The 328-nt window shown below is 46.3% G+C and carries 1 protein-coding gene; it reads left to right on the forward strand.

All coding sequences use genetic code 11. The features are described from left to right. A partial coding sequence (locus tag ACRBG0_RS24600; RefSeq protein WP_431489489.1) for a GNAT family N-acetyltransferase occupies window positions 1-328 on the forward strand: 328 nt, incomplete at both ends.

Consider the following 328-nt stretch of genomic DNA (forward strand, 5'->3'; position numbering starts at 1 on the left):
GCTGCTAGGCAGAAAAGAGAACGGAAAATTTGGTTGGCCAAAGACAAAGAAGGGCGAGTTCATGCAGGTATTTGGCTTATATGGGATCAGGCCACTGCCTACAATTTATTGTTAGGTAGTGACCCCGCATTGAGACAATCTGGTGCAGCCCCCTTGCTGCTTTGGCATGCGATCCGCTGGGCCAGAGAAGCAGGCTTAGAATATTTCGACTTTGAAGGGAGTCACCTCCCTGGGGTAGAGTCCTTTTTTCGCAGTTTTGGAGCAACAGCTTGGCCTTATTATGAATTTGAAAAAGGAAACAAATGGACAATGGCAATAAAAAGGTTAG

This window comes from Lewinella sp. (genome assembly GCF_050633125.1).
Taxonomy (GTDB): Bacteria; Bacteroidota; Bacteroidia; order Chitinophagales; family Saprospiraceae; genus Lewinella.